The sequence below is a fragment of the Pseudodesulfovibrio portus genome (genome assembly GCF_026000375.1).
Classification (GTDB): Bacteria; Desulfobacterota; Desulfovibrionia; order Desulfovibrionales; family Desulfovibrionaceae; genus Pseudodesulfovibrio; species Pseudodesulfovibrio portus.
Genome location: NZ_AP026708.1, coordinates 2,455,399 through 2,469,269, shown reverse-complemented (window position 1 = coordinate 2,469,269; position 13,871 = coordinate 2,455,399). Strand labels below are relative to the sequence as shown.

Sequence of the window (13,871 nt, the reverse complement as noted above, 5' to 3'; positions counted from 1 at the left end):
CTTGAACAATTTCCGATAGTTGAAGTCCAACGAAGAAAAAGAGGCGCACCGCTCCATGCGGTGCGCCTCTCTTGTTGCCCGGTACGGCTGTCGAGAACTAGTCTTCGACGACATAGGCCTTGTTGATGAAGACCGGCTCCAGGGGAACGTCGTCGTGGAAGCCGTGACGGCCGGTGTCCACGTTCTTGATCTCGTCGACCACGTCCTGGCCCTGGACGACCTTGCCGAACACGGCATAGCCCCAGCCCTGGGGGGTCTCGGAGGAGAAGTTGAGGAATGCGTTGTCCTTGACGTTGATGAAGAATTGGGAGGACGCGGAGTGCGGGTCCATGGTCCGGGCCATGGCCAGGGTGTAGCAATCGTTCTTCAGACCGTTGTTGGCCTCGTTTTCAATGGACTCGCGGGTGGCCTTTTCCTTCATGTTCTCGTCCATGCCGCCGCCCTGGACCATGAATCCGTTGATGACGCGGTGGAAGATGAGGCCGTCGTAGAAGCCGTCTTCCACGTACTGCTGGAAGTTCTCGGCGGACTTGGGGGCTTTCTCGAAGTCGAGTTCGATGACGATGTCGCCCATGCTGGTTTCCATTTTGATCATGCGTTGCTCCTTGTTCCGGTCACGGGGACCGGTGAAATGTCGTTGGGGGTTTTCGTTTAGCAGAGGGAAGGCCCCCTGGCAAATCGGCTCAAAGGTCGGGGTTTTCGACCACCTCGCCCTTGACCGCCGGCCCGAAGCCGCTGTCCGGGAGGGGCAGCACCTCGATCTCATCGTCGCTCCGGACGATGGCCTCGGGCAACACGATGTCGCCCTCGGACACGGACAGCAGGGACCCGAGCTTCATGATGTTCTTCTCGATGACCACGGCCGCATGCGGCTCCACGATCTCGGTCTGCTTTGCCGAATACGGGTTCTCGGGCCGGAAGTTCACGGGCGCGGGGCCGTCCACCAGACCGGTGGCGAGGTAGGCCAGCGCCAACCCCGCCCCGATCGGTTTGAGAAACTTCATTACGGCTGCCGGGATCATCCCGTTCTCCTAGCCCGCAAGGGGCGAAACCACGGCTTCCTGATCCTCTGCGGCGAGGTAGGGGTGCATGGGCAGGGCAAAAATGCGTCCGGCCACGTTCTCGGCGATCGGGAAGTCGCCCTCTGCGTACCCCAGGCTCTTGAAGGCCTTCTGCAGATGCAGGGGCTTGGGGTAGTAGATGACGGACGGCACGCCCGCTTCCTTGAGCTTTTCCATGCACTCGGTGCGATGCTCGGTATCGCGCGCCAGAACGCAGTACTGCGCCCAGGCGGACGCGCTGCCCTCGGCAATGACCGGCGGGGTCAGCCCGTCGATGGAGGAAAGGAGCGCGGCATACCTGTCGGCCACTTCCTGGCGCTTGGTCAGCTCACCCGGGAAGATGGCGAACTTGGCCAGGAGAACGGCGGCCTGGATGGAGTCGATACGGCCGTTGATGCCGATGCGGTCGTTGTCGTACTTGTCCAGTCCCATGCCGTGCACGCGGATGGAGTGCAGCAGCGTACGCGCCTCCTCGCTGTGGCAGAAGACCATGCCGCCGTCGCCGTAGCAGCCCAGCGGCTTGGCCGGGAAGAACGAGGTGCAGGCCATGTCGCCGATGGAGCAGACGGGCCTTCCCTTGTACACGGCGCCGAAGGATTGGGCCGCGTCCACGATGAGGAACAGGCCGGAATTGTGGACCATGGGTTCGATGGCGTCGTAGTCGGCGGGCTGGCCGAAAATATCGACCGAGATGACGCCCTTGGCCTTCAGGTCTGCACGGTTGTTCCTGACGTAACTGATCTTGCGGCGCAGGTCGTCGGGATCGATGTTGTAGGTCACGGGGTCGATGTCCACGAACACGGGGGTGGCCCCGAGCAGGGACACGACCTCGGCCGTGGCGATGAAGGTGAACGGCGTGGTGAAGATGGCGTCGCCCCGGCCCACGCCCTGGGCCATGAGGGCCATGAGCAGTGCGTCGGTGCCGGATGCGCAGCCGACGCCGAAATCGGTCTGGGAGAACTCGGCCAGCTTGGCTTCAAGCTCCGGGATCTCGGGACCCATGATGTATGCCCCGTGCTCGAGGACCCCGTCGATCCCCTTTTTCACGGCCTCTTCAACCTGCCTGTACTGTGTTTTCAAATCAATAAAAGGTATGCTCATTATATATCTCGCTTGGTAGAAATGATTCGGCACACTTTCTCATGAAAGGGTGTGCCGAGACAAGAAAATTGCGGGTCAGGAATTTTTGAAGCGAGCTGCTGCGGCCACGAATCGCTGCGACCAGCCGGGCACGGCAAGGGCGTGGATGTGGTTGTAACCCGCCAGGGTATTGTCCTTGAGGAAGCCGTCAAAGCCGATGGCGCTCCCCTTGCCCCGATGCATGGCCAGCGCGGTGGGGACCACCGGCGCACCGTCGGACACGCACAGGGAATAGTGGAATTCGTGACCCCGGATGCGGGAGCCGAACTCGAAAAACGGATTTTCGCGCACCGTTTCCGCCTCGGTGTAGCCGAGTCCCTGCGGTCGCGGGCAGAAAGAGGTGGACACCGGAAAAACGCCGGCCATGGCGTAAGAACCCCCGTGAATTTCAAGGGCGTCGCACAGGACCATGAACCCGCCGCACTCGGCATAGATGGGCAGCCCCGACGCGGACAGCGCCTTGAGATGATCGAGGACGGCGCGGTTGGCAGCGATCTCCGAGGCGAAGACTTCGGGAAAGCCGCCGCCCAGATACAGCCCGTCTATCTCGGGCCAGGGGTCGCCTGACAACAGGGACAGGCGTACCAACTCGGCCCCTGCGTGTTCCAGGGCTTCCAGGTTTTCCGGATAATAGAACCAGAGGGCCGCGTCGTGCACATAGCCGATGCGGACCTTTTTTTCGGCGGGCTCGCCGGGAAATATGGGTGCCGGGGCGGGCCCGAAATCCGGGGCCGCGGCGGCGGCGGCCAGGATGCCGTCCATGTCCAGCCACTCCTCGGCCATGTCGGCCAAGGCGTCGAGATGGGAAGACCCGTCGTATTCCTGGTCGGACATCAGCCCCATATGCCGTTCCGGGATCGGGTTGGAAGCGATCTTGGGCAGCATGCCGAGCACGGGCACCCCGGTGTGGGTCTCGATGGATTTCCTCAAGACCGAGCGGTGGCGTTCCCCGGCGGTGCGGTTGAGGATGACGCCGGCCAGGTTCAGGCCCGGCTCGAACTCGGCGCACCCCTTGATGATGGCTGCCGTTGTACGGGTCATCTTGGTGCAATCGATTGCCAGGAGGACCGGCGCATCAAGCATGCGGGCCAATTCGGAGGTGGAGCAGGAGCCGTGCTCGTCCATGCCGTCGAACAATCCCCGGTTGCCTTCGATGACGCTCAGGTCGGCGCCACGGGACCGGTGAAAGAAAAGCGACCGGATGGTTTCTGCGGAGTGGAAAAACGGATCGAGGTTGGAGCACGGATTCCCGGCGGCCAGCCCGAGCCACTGGGCGTCGATATAGTCGGGCCCCTTCTTGAACGGGGCCACGCGCTTCCCGGCCCGGCTGAAGGAACGGGCAAGGGCCAGGGAGACGATGGTCTTCCCTGTGCCGCCGGACAGACCGGCCAGGATGATTCGGGGGATACTATTTTTCACGATACGAGGTCTTCTCAAAACCAAGAAAAGCCTTGCCCGACATCAAACGATGGGGGGCAAGGCCTCGGATACCGAATAAGGCTGAAGTCTAATCTTCGCCCTCGGAAGCGGCCTGCTTGCCGGCACCGGCCAAGCCGTACATGGTGGTGGAACCGGAGGACCAGAACACCATCTTTTCTTCCTGCACCAGAGCGGTCAGGACTTTCTTGACTGCACGAGCCTTTTCCTCGGGAAAGAGCTTGGTGAAGTCGTTGAAGTAGAACTTGGATTTGTTCTTGGACTTCTCCTCGCAAAACTTAATAATCTCAGCTTTTGCGGCTTCAAGATCGAGTGCCATGATGGACTCCTTATTGTTTTCAAAAGGCGGGGTACGGCACGAAGCCGTACCCCGGAGCTTTTTATCTTACCACTTGAACTGGGTCGTCTGACGCCAGGTGTAGTATGCCGGATCACGGAAGTCATCGATCAGATGCTCGGAGAACGGCAGATCGCATTTCTCGAAGAAGCGCTCCCAACCGATACGGTTGGCCCAGTCGCCCAGACGCTCGTACTTGTTGGCGTCGGCAGCGTAGGTGTCGAGGATCTTCTTGATCACCTTGGTCATCGTGGGCCAGCGGGGCGGCTCGTTGGGGATGAACGGAACCACGACCTTGGAGAAGGCGGGCTTGGTGATGCGGTTGGAGATCTTACCACCGACCATCAGTGCGATACCGTCGCCTTCCTTGTCTGCCAGAGGCATGGAGGGGCACATGGTGTAGCAGTTGCCGCAGAACATGCAGCGCTCTTCCTTGACGGCAACGGTCTTGTAGGTCTCACCGTTGATTTCAACCTTGGACGGACGCACGGCGCCGGTGGGGCAAGCAGCCACGGCCAGCGGGATTTCGCACAGGTTGTCCAGGTATTCGTGGTCCAGGATGGGGGGCTTGCGGTGAATGCCGAGGATGGCGATGTCGGAGCAGTGAACTGCGCCGCACATGTTCAGGCAGCAAGCCATGGAGATGCGCACCGGAGCGGGTAGCTTCATGTCCTGGAAGTCATCGAAGACGACGTCCATGGTGGCCTTGACGGTACCGGAGGCGTCGGTAGCCGGGGTGTGGCAGTGGACCCAACCCTGGGTGTGGACGATGTTGGTGACACCGGCACCGGTGCCGCCGACGGGGAACTTGTAGGAACCGCCGTCGAATTTCTGGTCGTTGAGGAAAGCCTTCAGTTCTTTGGCCTTCTCTTCGGTCTCAACCTGGAATTCGAGGTTGTTGCGGGTGGTGAAACGGACGTAACCGCCGGAGAACTTGTCGGCGATGTCGCAGATTTCACGGATGTGCGTCACGGTCATCAGACGGGCGGTACCGGCGCGGACGGTGTAGGTCTTGTCGCCGGAATCAGCGACGTGCAGCAGGACGCCGGGCTCGATGATCTCGTGGTATGCCCATTTACCAAAGTTGTCTTTGATAACCGGGGGCAGGTACTCGCCGAAGTGACGAGGGCCAATGTCGGAAATCCGACCTTCCATCGGTTTGCTGGGATCGTACCCAGAAGAAATAAAAGCCATATTCTTTCACTCCTCTTTTTAGCGCTGGTGACGCGTGCGGAAATCGTTGATATCGCGTTCCCAACCACCATCGACGTCTTCTGCCTTCCAGAAGATGTAGGGGTTGTGGCGAGGTTCCTGGACCTGACGGGCGTCAACGGGCACGCCGGCGGCGTTGACCAGAGCAGCCATGCCGAGACGCTTCATGGTCTCACCGATGCGCTCACGGTTCTTGCCTTCTTCCATCCACCAATCCCAGACGTTTTCAACAATGTCCTTGATGGCCTGGTAGTCGTCGTCCTTGTTCACTTCGATGAAGGGCACCAGCAGGGAACCCATCTGGGGACCGTCGAGGATCGGAGCCTTGGCGCCGCAAAGGATGGAACAACCGGTTTCCTGGCCGATACGCAGAGCCTTGGGCATGGTGTTGATGCAGTGCATGCAACGGACGCATTCCTTGTTGTCGATGGTCAGCTTGCCATCGTAGGAGATGCACTTGGACGGGCACAGGTCCACGACTTCCTTCTGGATGTCGAACTTGCCCCAGTCGCGACCGGCGTGGGCACCGGCGTTGGGAGCGATCTCGCCACCAACGTAGGCAGCAACGGCTTCCTGATCGATACGGATTTCGTCTTTCCAGGTACCGATGAAGGAAAGGTCGGAACGGGCGATAGCAGCCACGCAGCCGTTGGGGCAAGCGTCGAACTTGAACTTGAACTTGTAGGGGAATGCCGGACGGTGAAGCTCATCCTGGTATTCCATGGTCAGGTTGTAGCACAGCTCCTGGGAGTCGTAGCAGGCGTATTCACAGCGGGACATGCCGAGGCAGGTGGCCGGGGTACGCAGGTTGGAGCCGGAACCGCCGAGGTCGATGTCCAGATCGTGGGTCAGTTCCCAGAAGATCTCTTCGAGCTGCGGGGTGGTGGTGCCGAGGAACACGATGTCGCCGGTGGCGCCGTGCATGTTGGTCAGACCGGAACCGCGGAGTTCCCAGATGTCCATCAGGGAGCGAAGCAGCTGGGTGTTGTACCATTTACCGTTGGGCTGAGCCACGCGGACAGTGTGGAAGTGAGCCACGCCGGGGAACATTTCGGGCTGGTCGCAGTAACGACCGATAACGCCGCCGCCGTAACCGAAAACGCCGACGATGCCGCCGTGCTTCCAGTGAGTCTCACCATCGGTGTAGGACATTTCCAGAACGCCCAGCAAATCATCGGGACAGTCGACAGGAATCTGATAGTCGATACCTTTCTCGTTCTTGGCTCGAGCGTCAGCCTCCTGTTTGACGTCGGATACGAAGCTGGGCCACGGGCCGCTTTCCAGCTGATCCAACAGAGGAGTTTTGTGTTTCGCCATTCCCTTAACCTCCATTGTTTGATTAAGATGTTGCCATCAACCATTTTTTTGCGCTCGGCCGGCAATCAGGTGTGTACACCTTAAGCCGAGACGCCTTTCCTACGTAACGCAAACACCCGGAATCACGGCATTTGCGCCATTATTCACAAGGTATGCAGGGCTGACAATGTACTGGACATTTCAGTTTTCTGTCAACCGAAATATCCAGAGAAACCATTGGCAATCCTCAGTATTACGGACCCAAATAAACGTCTGTGCCTTCCTTGATTTCCCCGCCCCGGGCTTGCCATCGCAGCCGAGCCGGAGTATCGGTCCCATGGCACAGGTTATGGACCGCCATAATCGATACCGCAAAAGGATATGAGGAGCAACACAAACTTGCAAATATCAAACGAGAAAAACACGGCCTGCAAACGGTGTGGCGACTGCTGCCGAAACGGCGGCCCGGCGCTGCATTCCGAGGATATTCCCCTGATCCGGGAAGGGACCATTCCGCTGTCCGACATCGTCACCCTGCGCAAGGGTGAACGGGCCTTTGACCAGCCCACCCAGGCCGTGACCCAACTTAGCGAAGAAATTCTCAAGATCAAGGGGCGCGACTCCACCTGGACGTGCACCTATTTCAGCCCCGCCGGCAACACCTGCGGGGTATACGCGACACGCCCCGCCGAATGCCGGATTCTGTTCTGCGGAGACGTCGAACCGCTGAAGGCCATGTATCAAAAGGACCGGTTGACCCGCGCCAGTCTGCTGCCCGAAGGCCACCCCCTGCTCGAACTGATCAGCGAGCACGACGCCAAGTGCGACCCCGTTCGCATGGAAGAGCTGGGCAAGGCGGCCCGTGAAGGCGACGTCGAGGCCGGGCAGGACCTCAAGGAGATGGTCGTCTTCGACATGGAAGTCCGCCGACTGGTCCCGGAACGGACGGGCATGGACCGGGAGATGAACGAATTCCTCTTCGGCCGTCCCCTGCGCATACTGCTGGCAGCCATGAACATCAAAGTATACGAAGCGGGCGGCACCGTCCGGTTCGGCTTCAACTAGAAGGAGATTTCGTCATGAAGGACGAACGCGGCCATTACTATACCCCATCTCTCCAGAATCCCGAGGTGCGCATGTACGTGCGCCAGGGCGACGACGAGATCGAATTCCGGCTCTACAATCCCACGGAACCCATCATCTGGGAAAAGCACCAGTGGGTGCCCTACACCGCCATCGTACAGGCCGCAGCCATGTTCCGCCAAGGCGGCACGGACCGCAATCCCATGGCCCTGTACGACCTGAACATCGCCAAAAAACTCCTGGAAGAGGGCTAAATTCCCCCGACACCATCCCATTTGCGGGACATTTTCCCGAACCGTTTCCTCAACAAGAGGACGTTTCCCTATTGCCATGTCCGGGGAGTTATGAGTGTATGATGTCATCAAACAGCATCACTTGTTCCCCGGCAGTTATGTCGGGAACTCCCCCGAAAGGCTCCACTCACCGCCATGGAGCCTTTCTTCTTTTCCCGGACACGGAGGACCGGCGGCCCGGCGACCTGACCGGTACTTTTTTTGTGACCATCCGCCCCCGGTCAACGTATAGGTTTAAACAACGACAACCACCCCCTTTGCCAATGACACCCGACGCACCCCTGAAAATCCTCATAGTCGATGGAGACGGCGCATCCGCCCTGAGCACGCGCACGCTCCTCGAGCAGGCCGGATACGCAGCCAGGATGGTCGGCAACGGCCCGGAAGTGATCAACATCCTCAACAGCGTCTACTTCGATCTGGTTCTCATGGACGTCGATACGGAAGGGACCAGGGATTTCCGGACCGCGCGGGCCATTCGTCAAATGGACGAGGTCATTGCCGGCATCCCCATCATCGCCCTGAGCGGCACGTCCGACCCGCAGGTCGGCAGCCGGTGCCTCAAGGCGGGCATGAACGGCTTTCTGGCCAAACCCTTCTCCCTTCTCGACTTCACCGATGCCCTGCGCAAGATGCACAACCGCAGGATATTCGGCCAATCGACATAAACCGGCGTCCTGCCCGGCACGGCTGTCCGGAAAAACCGGACAACCATTCTTCCCCGAATCCCTCTCCCGTTCAACAACTTGCTTTCAAAGACAAATCATGCCGGGGCACGATTTTTGCTTTATTTATTGTCCCTGACCTAACAAACTAATTTCGAGGTTGATATGTCTTCGCGCATCATGATTCTGACCGTCCTGTCCCTGCTCATTTTCGGCACGAGCGCCTTTGCCGCGCCCATGTATGCCGACACGGCCTACGATTATACTCCGGGACTGAACGTCGGCACCGCCCGTTCGATCACCGGCAACGCCCTGGACGCTCCGGACGCCAGCCTCCGGGCGGACGACAACGACATCCGCTTCCTCAGCCTGGGCATCGGCAGCTACGACTCCAGCCTCCCGGCCGGCACCGACTACACCGGGAACGGCTACGGCGGGTCCGTCTATTTTTCCTTTGCCTCGAACTTCACCGGCTGGGCGACCATCTACGAGACCACTTACAGCCGTAGCGGCTACAACGAGTTCGCCTCCGTGCTCGGCAGCCTGGACGGCCTGACCTGGACCTTCCTGGGCGACATCAACAACCAGAACGTGGACGCCGACGGCGGGTACACCGTCACCTTCAGCGGCATCTACAAGTTCCTGAAGGTCGTGGACACCACGGCCCTCAACGGCGGCGTCCTGGCAGACGGCTTCGACATCGATGCCGTCAAGGTCAACCCCACGCCCGTTCCCGGCGCCGTCTGGCTGCTCGGCTCCGGCCTGGTCGGCCTGGTCGGCCTGAGAAGGCGCTTTTCCGCATAACGGAATACTTTACAGGATGCGACAAGGGCCCCGGTTGAAAGACCGGGGCCCTTTTTTTAGTCACAGTAGTCGATCGCAATTCACCGGCACCCCGTGCCGCATACCGGCTGCATCCGGGATGCGGGCGCTCCCGCCCCGGACACGGGCGGACGTCAGCGGACGCAGGTCTGCTTCACCCTCCTGGACACGAGCAGGTACCACATCCAGAGACCGGTAACGAAGATTCCCAGCGCGACCCTGCCGCCAAGGGCGGCCATCTCTCCGGGCACCAGCGTGACGAGGGACCGGAACCAGACCAGATTGACCACGCCCAGGACGTGGATCGCCACCATCCCGCCGATGTACGCCTTCACGAACAGGCCGTTCCTTTTATACAGCAGATAGAGCAACCACGCGCCAAGGCAGACGGCCACCCCGGCCCCGGCCGCCTCGAACCGCAGCAACGGTCCGGCAATCTCCAGGGCTTCGGGCTCCAGTCCGCGCAGGGCATCCAGCGCCGCGAACAGGTCACCGAGCCCGCCGAGAACGGTCAGCGCAAGACTCAGCATCAGCAGCCGCAGCCATCCGCCGATGCGCGGCACCCCGTTCCGATCGAGCTCGACCAGCTCTTCTTCCACGGTTTCAACGTCTTTCACACCCTTCTCCTCCCCAAAACCATACCGATTCGGTCAAAAAAACAAAAACGGTCAACAACGGCCCCGTCGGCTCCCACCATGGTGCACAAAACAACACAATGCACGAAAATATGCTTGGCAACATATCGTATTCATGTATGATGTCAGCAAAATTTTCCACGTCTTTCACCTTATCATGGAGGGGCTTATGAACGCTATGAATCTCATCCCGATTCCGGACCCCATCCCCGTAGCCTGGGGGTGGTTTGAGGGTCTCGGCATCCTGACATTCGCGCTGCACATTGCGCTGGCGAACGTTCTTGTGGGAGGAGGCATGCTGGCGCTCTATCTGAAGCTGCGCGGGGGGAGCGACGGGACGGCCGAAGCCGTTTCCGTCCGCCTGCCCACCGTGTTCGCCCTGACAGTCAACCTCGGGGTGGCTCCCCTGCTCTTCCTGCAGGTGATCTACGGCCACTTCTTCTATGTCAGCGCCACCCTGTCCGCAGTATGGTGGCTGTCCATCGTCGTCCTGCTCATCCTCGGCTATTACGCCATGTACATCAATCAGTTCAAGGTGAAGGCGGCCAGACCGGGCGGCGGGCTCTTTCTCGGAGCCGGGACGATCATGACCCTGTTCATCGCATTGGTCCTGACCAACGTACTGACCATGATGGCCCGCCCCGAGGCCTGGACCGAATACTTCAACAACCCGGGCGGCACCATGCTCAACCTGCTCGAGCCGACCTTGGTTCCCCGGTTCCTGCATTTCGTGTTCGCATCCCTGGCCGTGGGCGGGCTGTTTGCGGCCCTGCTGGCCCATTTCGGCAAGGGAACTCCCGAAGGACTGACCAAAGGCATGAAGATGTTCACCACCGCGACCATGCTCCAGATGGCCACCGGCGTGTGGTGGCTTTTCGTCCTGGACCGCCCGGTGATGCTCCGCTTCATGGGCGACAGCGGGCCGGCAACGGCCCTGTTGGTGATCGCCGTGGTCCTGACCTTCCCGGCCCTGTCGGCCGGGTTCCGCCAGAAGCCGCTGGCCGCCGCAGGCTGGCTCATGGCCGCCATCCTGGCCATGTCGGGCGTCCGGGCCGTGGTCCGCAGCGCCACCCTGGAACCGTTCTTCTCGCCCGGCAGCCTGACCGTGACCGGCGAGATGTCACCCTTGATCCTGTTCCTGGTCACCCTGGCCATCGGACTGGCCGTTGTCGCCTATATGGTGCGGATCGGATTCAACACCCAAGAGGAGGGATAATCCATGGAATATCCTATCTGGGAACTGACGACGTTCGGGGGCGGATTCTTCATCGCCCTGATAGCCGTCGTCCACGTGTTCGTGGCCCACTTCGCCGTGGGAGGCGGGCTTTTCCTGCCCGTCTTCGAGAAAATCGCCTACGTCAAGCAGTCCGAACCGCTGCTCGACTACGTGCGCAAGCACACCAAGTTCTTCCTGCTGGTGACCATGGTCTTCGGCGGCATGACCGGCGTGGGCATCTGGTTCACCATCTCGGTCATCGCGCCGCAATCCACGTCCACGCTCATCCACACCTTCGTGTTCGGCTGGGCAACGGAGTGGGTATGCTTCCTGGCCGAGATCGCGGCCCTGCTCATCTATCATTACCGCTTCGACAAGATGAGCCGGAAAAACCACCTGATCGTCGGGTGGCTCTACTTCGTGTTCGCCTGGCTGTCGCTTCTGCTCATCAACGGCATCATCGGCTTCATGCTCACGCCCGGCGCCTGGCTTGAAACCGGCAGCTTCTGGGACGGCTTCTTCAACCCGTCCTTCTGGCCCTCGCTCTTCTTCCGCACCTTCATGGCGCTGATGATCGCCGGGCTGTTCGGTTTCGTGACCGCCCACCGCATCAAGGATGAAACGGCCCGCGAGCTGGTCTACCGCTGCTGCGCCAGATGGACGGTCATCCCCGTGGTCCTGGCCATGCTCTCGGGCTGGTGGTACCTCTCCGTGCTCCCCCCCGAAGCCCTTGCCCGGCTCGCCGTGAAGGCGGCCCGTATCGGCCAGTTCTTCTCATACATCCCGGTCATCGCGGGAGGGTTGTTCGTCATCGGCGTGGCCATGATGGTCCGGCTGCCGCGCGAAGCCCGGATCGCCATGTCCATCGTGCTGCTGGCCCTGGGGTTCGGCTTCATCGGCTCCTTTGAATTCACCCGCGAAGCAGCCAGAAAACCCTACGTCATCCACGACTACATGTACTCCAACCAGCTCCTGCCCTCCCAGATGAACAGCTACACCGAAGCCGGAATACTCCCCTCCATGAAGTGGTCCAAGGAGAAAGACGCCACGAACCGGATGGCTGCCGGCAAGACGCTGTTCCAGGTGCAGTGCTCGCCCTGCCACTCCATCGGGGGACCGATGAACGACATCATCCCCCTGACCGACAAGTATCCGATCACCGGCATGGACGCCAAATTGGACGGACTGGGGAAAATCCAGCCCATGATGCCGCTCTTTGCGGGCTCCCGCGAGGAAAGGATGGCCCTGGCCACATACATCGTGGACGGCCTTCACGGCGGCAAGCCGGAGAACATTCCGTACGCCGCCAGGGAACTCCCCCTGGATATTCCGCCCTTTGACGCGAACAAGGACGAATACGTCCTCCTGTCCTGGAACAACCTGGGCATGCACTGCATCTCCGACAGCTATTCGGAGTGGGTGCTCCTGCCCCCGGCCAACGACATCTGGGCGCAGCTCGTCAAACGCGGCGACAAACCCGAGGTGATCACCGAAGGCGTGAAGCTCTCCTACTTCGTGGAAAAGGGCTTCGAGAACCCGGCCGCCACATCCGAGTTCTGGCAGAACGTGGAGTCCATCTTCGGCGCACGTCCGCCGGACAATGTCGGCCTGTCCGGCAACGGCATGACGGGCGAGATGCACCACAAGGAAGGACTGAAGGCCTTTGAGGCCAGCCTGATCCCGGTGGAGCCGTACCCTGCGGGCGAAGGCTACAACCCGTTCCCGGTGTTCACGGTCCAGGCCCACGACATCGCCACCGGCAAGCTGCTGGCCGAGACCAAAACCGTGGCCCCCACGGCCACGGAAATGGGCTGCAAGAACTGTCACGGCGGCCCCTGGAAGGTGGACAACCTGGCCGGTATCTCCAAGGTCACAGGCCATGACGTGCTCATGTCGCACGACCGGCTGAGCAACACCGAACTGGCTGCGGCTGCCGACGCGGGCAAGCCCATGCTCTGCCAGGGCTGCCACCCCGACCCGGTGCTGGGCGCCAAGGGCAAGCCCGGACTGCTCAACCTGCCCGCCGCCGTCCACGGCCTGCACGCCAACTTCCTGACCGACCGGGGTTCCGAGGCCTGCGCGTACTGCCATCCCAACCGTCCGGACGGCCCGACCCAGTGTCTGCGAGGCACGCACGGCCAGGCCGACATAGGGTGTGTCCGCTGCCACGGCTACCTTGAGGATCACGCCCTGTCCCTGCTCAAGCTGGAGAAGGCGAACGGCAAGCCCGGGGCCGACAGGCTCATGGCCCATCTGAAGCCGCGCACCGTGGCCTCCGTGGACGCGGTCAACCCGCGCCTGCCCTGGATGCAGGAGCCGGATTGCTCCACCTGCCACACCAAGTGGGGCACCCTGCCCGACAAGGTCAAGTCCAACGGCTACAACACCTGGACCGAGGGCGGCAACGTCCTGTACCGCAACAGCCCGAGCAAGACGGGGTCGATCATGTGCATCGCCTGCCACAACAGCCCGCACGCCAACTACCCCGCCGTGAACAAGCACGGAAAGAATCGCGACAACATCGCCCCCCTGCAATACCAGGGCAACACCCGGGCCATCGGTGCCGACAACAACTGCACGGTGTGCCACACCGGCAAGGTCGATCCGATGAACGCCCACCATCTGGGCAGGCCCATGCAGTAACCGGCGCATCCGCCCGAGAAACCACAAGGCC

The 13,871-nt window shown here is 61.0% G+C and carries 14 protein-coding genes; 6 read left to right on the top strand and 8 right to left on the bottom strand.

Going from position 1 to position 13,871, the window contains the following annotated elements; genetic code table 11:
• Nucleotides 1-97: 97 nt before the first annotated feature.
• From OO730_RS11835 to dsrA, 7 genes are all read right to left on the bottom strand, one after another.
• On the bottom strand, nucleotides 98-595 hold the full coding sequence (locus tag OO730_RS11835; protein WP_264981669.1) for a peptidylprolyl isomerase: 498 nt from the start codon (nucleotides 593-595) through the stop codon (nucleotides 98-100).
• Between the two features lie 88 nt (nucleotides 596-683).
• A complete protein-coding gene (locus OO730_RS11830) occupies nucleotides 684-1,022 on the bottom strand; it encodes a hypothetical protein (protein ID WP_264981668.1) in 339 nt (112 codons plus the stop codon).
• A 9-nt stretch (nucleotides 1,023-1,031) separates the two neighbouring features.
• Entirely contained in the window at nucleotides 1,032-2,162 is a 1,131-nt protein-coding gene (locus OO730_RS11825) for a DegT/DnrJ/EryC1/StrS family aminotransferase (protein ID WP_264981667.1), read from the bottom strand.
• 75 nt (nucleotides 2,163-2,237) lie between these two features.
• Entirely contained in the window at nucleotides 2,238-3,620 is a 1,383-nt protein-coding gene (locus OO730_RS11820; RefSeq protein ID WP_264981666.1) for a cobyrinate a,c-diamide synthase, read from the bottom strand.
• An 88-nt stretch (nucleotides 3,621-3,708) separates the two neighbouring features.
• Entirely contained in the window at nucleotides 3,709-3,957 is a 249-nt protein-coding gene (locus OO730_RS11815) for a dissimilatory sulfite reductase D family protein (RefSeq protein ID WP_264981665.1), read from the bottom strand.
• A gap of 66 nt (nucleotides 3,958-4,023) precedes the next feature.
• Entirely contained in the window at nucleotides 4,024-5,169 is a 1,146-nt protein-coding gene (dsrB, locus tag OO730_RS11810) for a dissimilatory-type sulfite reductase subunit beta (protein WP_264981664.1), read from the bottom strand.
• An 18-nt stretch (nucleotides 5,170-5,187) separates the two neighbouring features.
• Entirely contained in the window at nucleotides 5,188-6,504 is a 1,317-nt protein-coding gene (dsrA, locus tag OO730_RS11805) for a dissimilatory-type sulfite reductase subunit alpha (RefSeq protein WP_264981663.1), read from the bottom strand.
• 378 nt (nucleotides 6,505-6,882) lie between these two features.
• Here dsrA and OO730_RS11800 point away from each other — a divergent pair, with 378 nt between their 5' ends.
• From OO730_RS11800 to OO730_RS11785, 4 genes are all read left to right on the top strand, one after another.
• The gene (locus tag OO730_RS11800; RefSeq protein ID WP_264981662.1) at nucleotides 6,883-7,548 is read left to right on the top strand and encodes a YkgJ family cysteine cluster protein; all 666 of its coding nucleotides are present in this window, start codon (nucleotides 6,883-6,885) and stop codon (nucleotides 7,546-7,548) included.
• Between the two features lie 14 nt (nucleotides 7,549-7,562).
• Entirely contained in the window at nucleotides 7,563-7,820 is a 258-nt protein-coding gene (locus tag OO730_RS11795) for a hypothetical protein (RefSeq protein ID WP_264981661.1), read from the top strand.
• A gap of 302 nt (nucleotides 7,821-8,122) precedes the next feature.
• Nucleotides 8,123-8,527: a response regulator gene (locus OO730_RS11790; protein ID WP_264981660.1), complete on the top strand. Its 405-nt coding sequence runs from the start codon at nucleotides 8,123-8,125 to the stop codon at nucleotides 8,525-8,527.
• A 162-nt stretch (nucleotides 8,528-8,689) separates the two neighbouring features.
• The gene (locus OO730_RS11785; RefSeq protein ID WP_264981659.1) at nucleotides 8,690-9,328 is read left to right on the top strand and encodes a VPLPA-CTERM sorting domain-containing protein; all 639 of its coding nucleotides are present in this window, start codon (nucleotides 8,690-8,692) and stop codon (nucleotides 9,326-9,328) included.
• Between the two features lie 152 nt (nucleotides 9,329-9,480).
• Here OO730_RS11785 and OO730_RS11780 read toward each other — a convergent pair whose 3' ends face one another.
• Entirely contained in the window at nucleotides 9,481-9,963 is a 483-nt protein-coding gene (locus OO730_RS11780; protein WP_264981658.1) for a DUF2569 domain-containing protein, read from the bottom strand.
• Nucleotides 9,964-10,150: 187 nt separating this feature from the next.
• On the opposite strand from OO730_RS11780, the gene OO730_RS11775 reads away from it, so the two are divergent.
• Together OO730_RS11775 and OO730_RS11770 are read left to right on the top strand one after the other, a co-directional pair.
• Nucleotides 10,151-11,197 carry a hypothetical protein gene (locus OO730_RS11775; protein WP_264981657.1) on the top strand — a complete coding sequence of 349 codons (1,047 nt, stop codon included), beginning with the start codon at nucleotides 10,151-10,153 and terminating at the stop codon, nucleotides 11,195-11,197.
• Between the two features lie 3 nt (nucleotides 11,198-11,200).
• Nucleotides 11,201-13,840: a cytochrome ubiquinol oxidase subunit I gene (locus tag OO730_RS11770; RefSeq protein ID WP_264981656.1), complete on the top strand. Its 2,640-nt coding sequence runs from the start codon at nucleotides 11,201-11,203 to the stop codon at nucleotides 13,838-13,840.
• The last annotated feature ends 31 nt before the right edge of the window (nucleotides 13,841-13,871 follow it).

Coding starts and splice junctions, on each gene's coding strand:
- OO730_RS11825 (WP_264981667.1), bottom strand. CDS start 2,162: ATGAGCATACCTTTTATTGATTTGAAAACACAGTACAGGCAGGTTGAA.
- OO730_RS11795 (WP_264981661.1), top strand. CDS start 7,563: ATGAAGGACGAACGCGGCCATTACTATACCCCATCTCTCCAGAATCCC.
- OO730_RS11770 (WP_264981656.1), top strand. CDS start 11,201: ATGGAATATCCTATCTGGGAACTGACGACGTTCGGGGGCGGATTCTTC.
- OO730_RS11815 (WP_264981665.1), bottom strand. CDS start 3,957: ATGGCACTCGATCTTGAAGCCGCAAAAGCTGAGATTATTAAGTTTTGC.
- OO730_RS11835 (WP_264981669.1), bottom strand. CDS start 595: ATGATCAAAATGGAAACCAGCATGGGCGACATCGTCATCGAACTCGAC.
- dsrA (WP_264981663.1), bottom strand. CDS start 6,504: ATGGCGAAACACAAAACTCCTCTGTTGGATCAGCTGGAAAGCGGCCCG.
- OO730_RS11830 (WP_264981668.1), bottom strand. CDS start 1,022: ATGATCCCGGCAGCCGTAATGAAGTTTCTCAAACCGATCGGGGCGGGG.
- dsrB (WP_264981664.1), bottom strand. CDS start 5,169: ATGGCTTTTATTTCTTCTGGGTACGATCCCAGCAAACCGATGGAAGGT.
- OO730_RS11785 (WP_264981659.1), top strand. CDS start 8,690: ATGTCTTCGCGCATCATGATTCTGACCGTCCTGTCCCTGCTCATTTTC.
- OO730_RS11775 (WP_264981657.1), top strand. CDS start 10,151: ATGAACGCTATGAATCTCATCCCGATTCCGGACCCCATCCCCGTAGCC.
- OO730_RS11790 (WP_264981660.1), top strand. CDS start 8,123: ATGACACCCGACGCACCCCTGAAAATCCTCATAGTCGATGGAGACGGC.